Below are 13,341 nucleotides of genomic sequence, written 5' to 3'. Positions count from 1 at the left end.
CGTATTTTTTGTAATATTGCAAATCTAACATTATATTACTACGGACATGAACGGAACATTGGACAAAATCAAGGTGCAGTTTGATTATCTGCCACTTATAAACTTCGCGATGCAGCAAAATAAAGTATCGGTCATCCACCGGCTTTCGATTGAAAACATGACGTCCGAGCCATTCAGAGACATTCAGGTGCTAATAACTGCCGAACCCGACTTCGGCAATATCACCCCTGTGGCTGTAGAAGCAATTCCTGCCAATGATTCCGTGTGCCTGCAGTCATTCAGCCTTGTCCTGTCCGCCAATTATTTCGCCCAACTGACCGAGCGTATGTCCGGAAGCCTGAAAATAGAAATCCGCTCCGAAGCGGAACTGATCTTTACCCAGACATATCCTATCGACATACTGGCATACGACCAATGGGGCGGAATCAATATATTCCCCGAAATGCTGGCTGCATTCATCACGCCCAATCATGCCGTGCTTGCTCCTGTTATCAAAAGGGCCGCCGCCATTCTGGAACAATGGACCGGAACACCGTCGCTGGACGAATATCAAAGCCGTAACCCGGACCGTATGAGAAAGCAAATGGCAGCTATCTACACCGCCCTCACCGAACAGCAGATTATCTACAGTACTGTTCCTGCCAGTTTTGAAGAACACGGGCAGCGTGTCCGCCTGACAGATTCCATACTGTCACAAAAGCTCGGAACCTGTCTCGACATGGCATTGCTATACGCTTCCTGTCTCGAATCCATAGGACTGAATGCTCTCATCGTCATCACCAAAGGACATGCTTTTGCTGGTGGCTGGCTGGTGTCGGAAACCTTTCCGGACGCTACCATCGATGATGTATCTTTACTGACTAAACGGACAGCCGAAGGAATCTATGACATCACTCTGGTAGAAACCACCTGCATGAGTATGGGGTACAATACCGGTTTCGACAATGCTGTGAAAAGTGCCGACGGCAAACTAAGCGATTCGGGAAATTTCATCCTTGCAATCGATGTCAGAAGAGCCAGACATTCGGGAATCCGCCCTATCCCCCAGCGGGTGTTAAACGGACAAATCTGGGAAATAAAAGAAGAAAAGGAAGAGGATCTTTATAGGAATACAACGCATGCTACCCCGCAAAGCGTGAATCCGTATGACTTGTCGGGCAGCGAAACCCAACCGGTTCTCACCAAGCAACTGCTTTGGGAAAGAAGTCTACTGGATCTAAGTTTGCGCAACAACTTGCTGAACATCCGGATTACCAAAAACACGCTTCAGCTGATTCCGGCAAACCTTGCCTGTCTGGAAGATGCGTTAGCGGAAGGGGATGAATTTCGTATCCTCCACCGTCCAGCCGAATGGGAAAACCCGGTAATGGAATTTGGCATCTACTCATCCATACCGGCATCTGATCCGATTACCGATTTTGTAAATTCGGAGCTTTCACAGAAAAGGTTACGTTTTTATTTACCGGAGAATGATTTAGGTAAGGCACTGACCCACCTGTACCGTTCGTCCCGTACCTCTATCGAAGAGAACGGGGCCAACACGCTTTACCTGGCTCTCGGTCTTCTGAAATGGTACGAAACTCCCTCCAGCGAACGTCCCCGCTATGCACCGATATTGCTGCTGCCGGTTGAAATCATTCGCAAGTCAGCCGCCAAAGGGTATGTGATTCGTTCGCGGGAAGAGGAAACGATGATGAACATTACCTTATTGGAAATGCTTCGCCAAAACTTCGGTATCTCCGTGCCGGGACTCGATCCGCTTCCGGCTGACGAAAGTGGAGTCAACGTCAAGCTGATTTACTCCATCATCCGGCATTGCATCAAGAATCAGCGTAAATGGGATGTGGAAGAACAGGCTATTCTGGGTATCTTCTCGTTCAACAAGTTCATCATGTGGAACGACATCCACAACAATGCTCCCAAACTGGTCCAAAACAAAATCGTCTCCAGCCTCATCAACGGAAAGATCGAATGGGATGCAGTCACGGAGGAGATGGATGCCACCTACTTGGACCGACAGTTATCTCCGGCAGATATCGTACTGCCCATCATTGCCGATTCGTCTCAGCTGGAAGCAATCTACGAGGCTGTACACGACAAGACTTTTATCCTGCACGGACCTCCGGGAACCGGAAAGTCCCAGACAATCACGAACATTATCGCCAATGCACTTTATAAAGGGAAACGCGTATTGTTTGTTGCCGAAAAGATGGCAGCCCTCTCCGTCGTCCAAAACAGGCTGGCAGCCATAGGACTTGCCCCGTTCTGTCTGGAAATTCACTCCAACAAGACGAAGAAGTCCACCGTTATCTCGCAACTCAAAGCAACAAGTGAAATCATCCGGCAAACCGCTCCCGAAGAGTTCCGGAAAGAGGCCGAACGTCTGCTTCTGTTACGGACAGAACTCAATAAGTATATCGAAGCCTTACACAAGGAATATCCTTTCGGACTTTCGCTGTATGATGCTATCATCCATTACCAGTCCATAGATACCGAGCCTTACTTCCATATTCCATTATCTTATCTGAATACATTGGATAAAGATAAATTCTCACATTGGGAAGATGCCGTCGAGTCTTTGGTAAGAACTGCCAATGCCTGCGGACACCCGTATCTTCATCCGCTGACAGGAATCACTATTCACGAATATTCGTCTGCCCTCAAAGAAGAAGCGGCACAAACGCTCACGACTTTCATCGGCTTGCTGACTGCCATACAATTGAAACTATCCGTCTTTTCCGTTTTACTGAAAGACACGGATATTCATCCTACCCGCAAGGATTTCGAAATAATCGCCGCCATTATCCGAAAGATACTCGATATTCCGGAACTCACGCCCGAACTGCTGACCACTCCTTTATTGAATGAAACACTGGAAGAGTACCGGAAAGTCGCGGAACACGGCAAGAAACGCGACGAAGTCAAAGCAGCAATAGAAAACGGATTCACCAAAGATATCCTAAAAATAAATGCCGGTCCTATGTTGGCCGAATGGAATCGTGTATCCGCCCAATGGTTCCTCCCTAGATATTTCGGACAAAGGAAGATTATCAAGGAGCTTCGTGCGTATGCTCTGAGACCGGTAAAGCGGGAAGCCGTCAACCCTCTGCTCCATCAGGTCATCCGTTATCGGGAAGAACTGGAATTTACAGACAAATACGTCGCCAAGCTACCTTCTCTGTTCGGAAGATTCGGGAGGGACGAAGAATGGGAAACGATCAATCAGATTATCTGTGAAATGTCTTCCCTCCATTCCCTGTTGCTAAGTTATTCGAAAGATGTGGCAAAAACATCCCGGATCAAACAGAACTTAGCGTTGCAACTGACGGAAGGTATCCGGACATTCAAAGATATTCATTCCCACTCCCTCAATGAATTGTATCAGCTGTCCGAAGCGCTTACAGCCACCGAGCAACAGCTCTCCGGCACTTTGGGTATAGCCGCAGAGTCACTTTACGCAAACTCTGCCGACTGGACAAACATCGCTTTGCAGAAAGCCGGAACATGGAAAGAGAATCTGGATAAACTCAAAGACTGGTATCAATGGCAGCAAGCTTCAGGCAAACTGAACGAACTGGGCCTCGGATTTATCGCAGAAAAGTATAAGGAAAAGAATATCCCTACAAACCTGCTCCTGAGTGGCTTCCGCAAAAGTTTCTACCAAACCGCCACTCGCTATATCATTGGCAAAGAACCGACACTGGAATTATTCAACGGCAAGATATTCAACGATATTATAGCCAAATACAAACAAGTATCCGCCAACTTTGAGAACATTACCAAGAAGGAGTTGTTTGCCAAACTGGCGTCCAACATTCCATCCTTTACCCACGAAGCTATCCAGAGCTCAGAGGTCGGAATATTGCAAAAGAACATACGCAACAATGCGCGCGGCATATCCATCCGGAAACTATTCGACCAGATTCCGACCTTATTGCCACGTATGTGTCCCTGCATGTTGATGAGTCCCATATCTGTTGCCCAATATATTGACACCGATGCAGAGAAGTTCGATCTGATCGTCTTCGACGAAGCTTCACAGATGCCGACTTACGAAGCAGTAGGCGCCATCGCCCGGGGAAAGAATGTGGTCATCGTAGGCGACCCCAAGCAGATGCCGCCCACCAGCTTCTTCTCCGTCAATACCGTTGACGAAGACAATATCGAGATGGAGGATCTGGAAAGTATTCTTGACGACTGCCTCGCCCTGTCAATCCCTTCCAAATACCTGCTGTGGCATTATCGGAGCAAACACGAAAGCCTGATTGCTTTCAGTAACTCCGAATACTACGACAATAAACTTATGACTTTCCCGTCTCCGGACAATATCGAGTCGAAAGTAAGAAGGATTGCTGTCGACGGTTATTATGACAAAGGAAAATCACGCCAGAACCAAGCGGAAGCACAAGCCGTAGTAGACGAAATAGCAAGGAGGCTAAGAAGCGAAGAGTTAAGAAAGAAGAGTATAGGCGTAGTCACTTTCAGCGTAGTCCAGCAGGCATTGATTGAAGATTTATTATCCGATCTCTTCATCTTCCACCCCGAACTGGAAACCTTTGCACTGGAATGTGAAGAGCCTCTGTTTATCAAAAACCTCGAAAATGTGCAGGGAGACGAACGGGATGTAATACTGTTCTCTGTCGGTTATGGCCCGGATGCCGAAGGGCGCGTCAGCATGAACTTCGGTCCGTTGAACCGGGCGGGAGGTGAAAGACGACTGAACGTAGCCGTCTCCCGTGCCCGATATGAAATGATCATCTTCTCCACACTGAGATCGGATATGATTGATTTAAACCGGACCTCCTCCATCGGAGTAGCCGGACTAAAACGTTTTCTTGAATATGCGGAGAAAGGGATGAAACACCCGCTGAATACCTCCAGCAATATCTATCTCCCGGATGAAGAGACTTCCATCGAGAAGATTATTGCCGACAAGCTGCGTTCTTTAGGATATACCGTGCATACGGATATAGGTTGCTCCGGATATAAGATCGATATAGGTATTGTCGATCCTCAAAATCCGTCCAGTTACCGGTTAGGTATCATTTGTGACGGAAAGAACTACAAACGTACCAAAACAGCGCGCGACCGGGAAATTGTTCAAAACAATGTACTGAAAGCGCTTGGATGGGACATCTGCCGTATATGGACGATGGACTGGTGGGAAAAACCAGATGAAGTAATTGCAACCCTACGAAGAAGAATCTCACAGCATGCGGACAGCAATCAGGAGAACGAAGAAGAAACTGTCCGGACGGAAGAACAAAAAGACACGGCGAAACCGGAGATTCTCAAAGCGGCATATCCTGCCATCTCCAAAAAACAACTCGCATTCAGTCTTGCCGCCGCCATCAAAGAAGACAGATACAAAAAACGAAAAGTTGTGTATCAGGAAACTGCATTAACCGCAGGGCAATACCAAGCAACAGATTTCTTTTTTGAAAGAAGTATCCCTATACTCCTCTCTCAAATCAAAAGAATCATGGAAAACGAAGCCCCGATCAGCCAATCCCTGATCTGCCAAAAGATAAACGCTGCATGGGGAATATCACGCATGTCCCAAACCGGTTCTCACCTGGATGCCCTTATACGCAGGCTGAACTTTTACCGTAGCAGACATAACGGGATCGACTTCCTGTGGCTGGACGAAGCACAGTACCGAACTTATTCACAGTTTCGTACCGATTCCAATCGTGCAGCTACAGACCTGCCCCCGGAAGAAATCGCAAATGCAGTGAAATACGTACTGACCGACTCCGTCAGCCTGCCCCTTCCGGACCTGGCCAAAGCCTGTGCCAAACTATTCGGATTCCCCCGTATGGGATCAAACATCGAAGCATCCATGCAAAGAGGCATTCAGGAGGCAGTGAAAAGAAAGTACGCTAAAGTGGAAAGCGGACGGATAACAATCATCGGTTAAGACAGCACAGCATGTGAAACACAACCGATCGTCGCCATCTGTCAATCCCCCTTTTGCAAGCGTTTCAAAGCAGCAATAGAATCGGATACATAAGTATTGTCCGGTTCTATGGAACGCCAATAGCAAAGCGTTCCTATCAACCGCTTCAGATAGGCAGGATCATGAGAGCCGATTCTTCGCTGATGTTCTGCCAGCCCTTTTGTCAGAATGAAATAGACATTCTTGCGAATCTCCCGTTTTCTGGCTTTAGGGATGGTCAGCTTCACACCCGAACTGACAGAGATACCTGTGATAATCTTCCTGTCATACTCATTCAGGAAACGGGTTTTCTCGTGATTCGGCTCAAACTTCTCTTCCCTGATGATTTCTTTGACCCGGACAAGCACCTGTTCTTTCGGAAAAACATCGCCCGAAAAGGTAAGGTCGTCGGCATAGCGAGTATAAGCCAGCCCGAATTCCTCTGCCATCACCGCCAGTTTCCGATCCATCTCATAAGCAATGATATTACTCAATGCCGGACTGGTGGACGCTCCTTGCGGCAGATGCCGGCGCCTGCAGCACAACTCACCCAACACCTTCGATATATTCTTAGGATAACCTATATTTTCGAAGGTTTGCTTCACCCTCGGACTGCGTATAGAAAGAAAGAAATCGTGAATATCCGTCTTCAGGACACATCGTTTCCCCAGATGGGGGCGGACATTATCGACAATGGAATGCTGACGCCGGAATCCGGTAGCGACGGGATGCACATTGACGGGCAGCAATATACGGTGATAAATAGTATCCTGAATAGATTTCAGTTCTTTGTCCGGAGCAGAGATCATACGGTATCCCCCTTTCCGCTTTCTTATCCAGAATTCCCGATAATGGGAAGAGACATCTTGCAGTATTTCCTTCAATCTCACCGCCTCTACTCCCAGCAAACCGGCACACCACACCACCGCCTCTTCATCAAATACAGGATACGTTCTCGCTTTAGGAGTGGTTACTCCCAAAGCATGCCTGAGCCATGCACCATGTTTCCATTTGTTTCCGGCAGTTTCTTCGTTTGCAGTATCACCGCTGCCTGTTGCTTTCCATCTCTTGTATCCTTCCTGTTTCCGGCTCGAAGAAATCATTTTATAAACCAGAAAACCGGTCACAATCAGTATCGTAATTAGAAGTCCGTCCATCTTGTTGCTGCATATATAAAAAGGAGAGGAAGAGGATGAGATTTTACTAAAATAAATAGAGGTATTTATACCAGAGATTTATTTTCCAGGAAAATACCTGTGCCTGCGAGGCGACTACACCTCTTTTCTGCTAAATTTTTCCTCATCCTCTTCCTTACAAAGATATGTATTTTCTGCACATTATGCAATAGTTGAGAGGAAAAACTATCGGTTGAACAACTCGAAAGTAAATTTACATCCTATCCCGCTGAATTTCCAGTTCTCACTGCTGACGAAAACTCCTACATCAAAGATATGCGTACCGATACCATACCCCACTTCCAGATAGGGCTGGAGATGCGGCATAGACAGCGCACTGATATAAAGACGTTCGTTCTGCACATAGCGGGTATATTTCATCAGATGGCGGAGAATCAGAAAAGGGGCTTCATAAGTGAAGTGTCCGCGTACGTAACGGCGGGAGGAGTTATACCAGCGTCCGTCGAGCACCTGAAACACACCGCCGATTTCATCATTCCACCCCACAGGAAGGTTGTGCCGGGCAAAATTGGCAAAGTCGACAAAATACAGTTCATCCTGATTGGTGAATGCTCCGAATCCGAAACGGTAATAAATATTTCGCATCAATCCCAGCTGAATCTTATGTTGAAGGTCGAACTCCACCCGTTCATACTCTCCGGTACTCTTGAATACTCCCTCTATTCCCCGTTCGTAATCTACCGAAAATGTCGGATAGTCAGAACGCAGATTGATTTTACGTTTTCCGTTCATATAGTAATAAAGCGCCGGAGTCCATTCTACACGGATGCGCGGGGCGAAACTGATATAGGTATTTCTGAACCGTTCCATAAATTCCGGAGGAGGCATCGGATAGTCTCCCGTAATCACGAAGCGGGACTTCTCGACGGCTGTTCTCTTATGTGCCGAAAAACCGAGACTGATATCCAGTCCGTTGATTATTTCAAAACTATGACGGAAGTTGAAATACAAGTCTTTGAAATAGTCCAGATGAATGAGGTCGAAATTAAAAATACTATCCGGCATCGCTTTCAGTTCATCCAGCATCTTACTGCTATAGATGCGGTTACCATTACCTACACTCAGCCGGAAGAAGCCCCGCTTCTGCGGCCAGTATTCGAAGTCGGCATTCAACGACCAGTAGAATTCTTTCCGTGTAAAGTTATAACCCAGCTTGGGCACGATACGGAGCCACTTGTCTCCTCTGAAAATCCGGTTGTAACGGAAGTCTTGCCGGTAAGATAATCCATTGCTTCCGCTATAACTGAACAACAGCGGATTGATAAACGGCGAGAAACGGACACTCCCGATATTGGACAGATTGAATTTATAATCTTCCACCATCAGGTCCCCCATTGTTCCCCAGAAAGCCTGACTCTTGGATTTCCGCTGTACCGACACGGTATCGCGTCTGTACGTATAGTCTTTATAAAGTTGCTTTTCGCCCTCACTCAAAGGGATGGGACGCAACACTCCGAATGTAGAAGCATCTGTCTTATAAGCATTTGTATCGCATTGCAGGGAAAACGACTCCGACAGATTATACTTCTTCTTTTCTTTCTTCCGTACTTTTCTTTCTTTCAGTTCGATAGATTTATAGTCCAGCGAAGCGGTATAGTTGCCGTCTACCTTGTTTCCCAGAAACTTAAAAAGGGCTTCGACATCATAACGCACCGGAAGAAACTCGTCTTTCTTTCCCACTTCCCCCATCTTGATCCAACAAGTGAACGTGATCAGTTCCGACCGTCCCGAAAAGCGTATTTCCCGCACGCTCCATACATTGCTGCTGACAATCATATAGCCGCCCACCAGCTGATCGCTCTTGGTACGGGGAATGAAGCGTATCCGGTAATCGAGATTATTAGGGTCACCCATCACGCTGTCAATCCGGTATTTATAATACTTCTTTCCGTTTTTGGCAAGCGGTGACAGCAAGCGTTCATCGTTGAGGAGGGAGGACGAATAGATATTGACATTAAAATATTCGAGCAGTCCCGGCAAGCCCCTGTTCCCTCTCACGGTACCTTGCGACGCCTTTACTTTCTGATCATAGATATTGGGGGCTGTATAATGCAGGTCGCTGTACGTTTCAAGCAGATACTCGCGTACTCCTTTCTGCAAGCGAAACATCGAAGGTACATACCGGAGAATGAAATTCTTCTTCTGAATATTCATCTTGCCCTTTATATATAGGTTCGCGCGATAGTCACTCACGATACTTTCATAAGAAGGGGCAAAAGTCATGACACGTTCGATGATGGAATCAGCAGATATCTCCTGACTGGTATAAGGATTGAGAACAAGATTAGCTGCCCCCTTCGGAATAAAAGAGAACAAGCACAACATACATCCTATCAATATCTTATATTTCAATCGTCGTATCTCCTGTTTATTGTAGGCAAATATAAAAAAGAATATCGAAAAGCAAGGGAATTAAGCTGCAAAAAAGAGTTAGCGGAGAAAATATCAGATTTCTCTCCCAATCAATTTAACATGAGTTTTGCTCTCATGCTCTAACTATCGCTCTACATTCCTTTATTCATCGGTATTTCAGTTATGAGAGATCCGATGGTAGCAGAGTGAGAGCAAGCAGTTGCTCTCACTCTGCTACCATCACATTTTATAACATGTTTCTTACATTATCTATTGATTGACAGCATGTTAACGCTTGATGTGTCAACTATTAATGATTGACATGTCAGTTATTAACAATCGAAAAATCAGGCGTTAATAGCTGATGACTCATGTATTCTTGACTGAAAAATGATTTAGTACTTCCTGAAAGAACAGGTTAAGCAAAACAGTAGCTATGGTCAAGTTAATCAGGTAGATAGGTGCTTCAGAGAACTTCGACAGGTGTTTCAAATAGTTTCAAACGCTTGAAACACTTTGTTTCACCGTACGAAACACTTTGTTTCATTGCTTGAAACACTTTGTTCCAAGGCATGAAACACTTTGTTTCATCGGTTGAAACTAGTCTTGGAACTACATTGTATTAAAGTTACTCTTACTTGTCTCTTATTTTTCACTTTATTCTTGCCAAAAAAGAAAAATATAGTACCTTTGTAATGCATTTCATACCAGAAGGCGGGTAAACCTGCCAATTTCCGTGGCGGGCATTTTTATGTCCGTTTACGTTCATTCTATATGGCGGTTCCGTACCCCCGTGTAGAATGTTAATGCATCTACTGCCTTCTGGTGAAATGCAACGGGAAAGGCGGAACCGCTCTTATTATTTTAGAAAATCTTCGCCTACCACATACTCATAATCATTATTATGGAAACAGAACAAGTTGCCGTTCAACCAACGGTGGGAAGCATCGCACAAACTCCCCAAAATGCATTTGTTGTTCCTAACGGAGAATTAAAGGACTTCTACCTCAAATTCGCCCTCCTTCTGAACCCGAATTCCTGCTCCGCAAACCGTACCGAATTCGAACTCTTAAACATTCTTCTGAAAGACTTGAAAAAAATTGTGGGAGCACTCACTCACCTCACCATGCATGCCTGGGATGATGGTATACCGGAAATCCTGCTCTCATGCGGTGCTTACTCCCTACAAGACGACTTAAACAAAAAAACACGTATGCAAATGAACGCCTCGATGGGAAAGCATTTACAATTCCTCACCCAAATGGCTATGGACAGTCCTGCAATGAAGCTACTATACAGAAACATGAACAAGCATTATATGCAGGTAGAAATTTTAGTCAAACAGATGGCTACAGAAATCGAACGACAGAAAAAGGAGAATGGACAACAAGAAATAATGAAAACCATCCCTTAATGGGCCATAATCAAAAAAACCGTGATGAGCAAAAGGTGATTCAGAGATAAACCAACCCAATAAAGAGGGGGTGTCTTTCAGAAAACAGTCTGTTTTCTGAAAATACCCCCTTAAATATAGGGGTACTTTCAGAAAAAACATATAATTTTGCGCCATCAACCGATAAAAAGAGGACTATTTATGTCAAAAATGAGATTTTACGCTTTACAAGAACTTTCCAACCGGAAGCCGTTGGAAGTCAGTGCCCCTTCCAACAAACTCTCAGATTATTATGGTAGCCATGTATTCGACCGCAAGAAGATGCAAGAGTATCTTCCGAAAGAAGCCTATAAGGCAGTTACCGATGCGATCGAAAAAGGTACACCGATCAGCCGTGAAATAGCCGACCTGATTGCCAACGGCATGAAGAGCTGGGCTAAGTCGCTCAACGTCACACACTACACCCACTGGTTCCAGCCTCTGACAGACGGAACAGCTGAAAAACATGATGGATTTATCGAGTTTGGCGAAGACGGCGGAGTGATCGAACGATTCTCCGGAAAACTGCTGATTCAGCAAGAACCGGATGCCTCTTCTTTCCCTAACGGCGGTATCCGTAATACCTTCGAAGCTCGCGGATACACTGCATGGGACGTTTCTTCTCCGGCATTCGTGGTAGATACCACACTTTGTATTCCCACGATTTTTATCTCTTATACGGGCGAAGCACTAGACTACAAAACTCCGCTTCTGAAAGCACTTGCCGCTGTAGACAAAGCCGCTACGGAAGTCTGCCAGCTATTCGACAAGAACGTAACACGCGTATTTACCAACTTAGGATGGGAACAGGAATATTTTCTCGTAGACTCCTCCTTATATAACGCACGTCCCGACCTTTGCCTGACCGGACGTACTTTAATGGGACACTCTTCTGCCAAAGACCAACAGCTGGAAGACCACTATTTCGGCTCTATTCCTCCACGGGTCACGGCATTCATGAAGGAACTCGAAATCGAATGCCACAAACTGGGTATTCCTGCCAAAACCCGTCACAACGAAGTAGCTCCCAACCAGTTCGAACTGGCCCCTATCTTCGAAAACTGTAACCTGGCAAACGACCATAACCAGCTTGTCATGGATCTGATGAAGCGTATCGCACGCAAACATCATTTCAACGTACTACTGCACGAAAAGCCTTATAGCAGCGTAAACGGCTCAGGCAAACATAACAACTGGTCGCTCTGCACAGACACCGGCATCAACCTGTTTGCTCCCGGAAAGAACCCGAAAGGAAACATGCTGTTCCTCACCTTCCTGGTGAATGTACTGATGATGGTATATAAGAACCAAGATTTACTTCGCGCCTCCATCATGAGCGCCAGCAACAGCTACCGCCTGGGAGCCAACGAAGCTCCTCCCGCCATCCTTTCCTGCTTCTTGGGCTCACAACTCTCAGCAACACTCGACGAAATCGTGCGTCAGGTAGGCAACGAGAAGATGACACCGGAAGAAAAGACAACGCTGAAACTGGGAATCGGACGTATCCCGGAAATTCTGCTCGATACCACCGACCGTAACCGTACTTCTCCTTTTGCCTTCACCGGAAACCGCTTTGAGTTCCGTGCCGCCGGCTCTTCCTCCAACTGTGCCGCAGCCATGATCGCCATCAACGCTGCCATGGCAAACCAGCTGAACGAATTCCGCGCATCAGTAGAGAAACTGATGGAAGAAGGGGTAGGAAAAGACGAGGCTATCTTCCGCCTGCTGAAAGAAACGATCATCGCCTCCGAAGCCATCCGCTTTGAGGGCGACGGCTACTCCGAAGAATGGAAACAGGAAGCCGCCCGTCGCGGACTGACCAACATCTGCCACGTGCCGGAAGCCTTGATGCACTACGTAGACAACCAATCGAAATCTGTACTGATCGGCGAACGTATCTTCAACGAAACCGAACTCAACAGCCGACTGGAAGTGGAATTGGAAAAATACACCATGAAGGTACAAATCGAGGGACGTGTATTGGGCGACCTTGCCATCAACCACATCGTACCGACTGCTGTCACCTACCAGAACCGGCTGCTCGAAAATCTGTGCAAAATGAAAGAAATCTTCTCTCCCGAAGAATTTGAAGTACTGAGCGCCGACCGCAAAGAACTGATCCGCGAAATCTCGCACCGTGTGACTTCTATCAAAGTACTGGTACGAGAAATGACCGAAGCCCGGAAAGTAGCCAACCACAAAGACAACTACAAAGAAAGGGCATTCGAATACGAAGAAAAGGTACGTCCTTACCTTGATAAAATCCGCGATCACATCGATCATCTGGAAATGGAAGTAGATGACGAAATATGGCCGCTGCCTAAGTACAGAGAACTATTGTTCACCAAATAAAAAAGTCCTCAAGATTGCACGAAAGAACCTGCTTTTGTGCAATCTTTTTATAGTTTCGTTCATTTTCTCAT

The 13,341-nt window shown here is 46.2% G+C and carries 5 protein-coding genes; 3 read left to right on the top strand and 2 right to left on the bottom strand.

Annotated features, from left to right (window positions below):
* The first annotated feature begins 46 nt into the window (after positions 1 to 46).
* Positions 47 to 5,920, top strand: coding sequence for an anti-phage protein ProA (gene proA, locus BLW31_RS13395; RefSeq protein ID WP_010536939.1), 5,874 nt, complete (start codon positions 47 to 49; stop codon positions 5,918 to 5,920).
* Positions 5,921 to 5,961: 41 nt separating this feature from the next.
* Here the strand turns inward: proA and BLW31_RS13390 are convergent, their stop codons facing one another.
* Both BLW31_RS13390 and BLW31_RS13385 read right to left on the bottom strand, forming a co-directional pair.
* On the bottom strand, positions 5,962 to 7,095 hold the full coding sequence (locus tag BLW31_RS13390) for a retron St85 family RNA-directed DNA polymerase (protein WP_010536938.1): 1,134 nt from the start codon (positions 7,093 to 7,095) through the stop codon (positions 5,962 to 5,964).
* Between the two features lie 204 nt (positions 7,096 to 7,299).
* Entirely contained in the window at positions 7,300 to 9,459 is a 2,160-nt protein-coding gene (locus BLW31_RS13385) for a DUF5686 family protein (protein WP_010536937.1), read from the bottom strand.
* A 931-nt stretch (positions 9,460 to 10,390) separates the two neighbouring features.
* On the opposite strand from BLW31_RS13385, the gene BLW31_RS24475 reads away from it, so the two are divergent.
* Both BLW31_RS24475 and BLW31_RS13375 read left to right on the top strand, forming a co-directional pair.
* Positions 10,391 to 10,900, top strand: a complete 510-nt coding sequence (locus BLW31_RS24475; RefSeq protein WP_010536936.1) for a hypothetical protein — start codon at positions 10,391 to 10,393, stop codon at positions 10,898 to 10,900.
* Positions 10,901 to 11,080: 180 nt separating this feature from the next.
* The gene (locus BLW31_RS13375) at positions 11,081 to 13,270 is read left to right on the top strand and encodes a glutamine synthetase III family protein (protein ID WP_010536935.1); all 2,190 of its coding nucleotides are present in this window, start codon (positions 11,081 to 11,083) and stop codon (positions 13,268 to 13,270) included.
* Positions 13,271 to 13,341 lie beyond the last annotated feature (71 nt).

This window comes from Bacteroides faecis MAJ27, assembly GCF_900106755.1.
GTDB lineage: Bacteria > Bacteroidota > Bacteroidia > Bacteroidales > Bacteroidaceae > Bacteroides > Bacteroides faecis.
Note: the sequence above shows the minus strand (reverse complement) of the source record. Positions and strands in the feature narration are given on the sequence as shown.

Excerpts from the sequence above, each read along its gene's own strand:
- BLW31_RS13375 (WP_010536935.1), top strand. The coding sequence starts at position 11,081 with ATGTCAAAAATGAGATTTTACGCTTTACAAGAACTTTCCAACCGGAAG.
- proA (WP_010536939.1), top strand. The coding sequence starts at position 47 with ATGAACGGAACATTGGACAAAATCAAGGTGCAGTTTGATTATCTGCCA.
- BLW31_RS13390 (WP_010536938.1), bottom strand. The coding sequence starts at position 7,095 with ATGGACGGACTTCTAATTACGATACTGATTGTGACCGGTTTTCTGGTT.
- BLW31_RS13385 (WP_010536937.1), bottom strand. The coding sequence starts at position 9,459 with ATGTTGTGCTTGTTCTCTTTTATTCCGAAGGGGGCAGCTAATCTTGTT.
- BLW31_RS24475 (WP_010536936.1), top strand. The coding sequence starts at position 10,391 with ATGGAAACAGAACAAGTTGCCGTTCAACCAACGGTGGGAAGCATCGCA.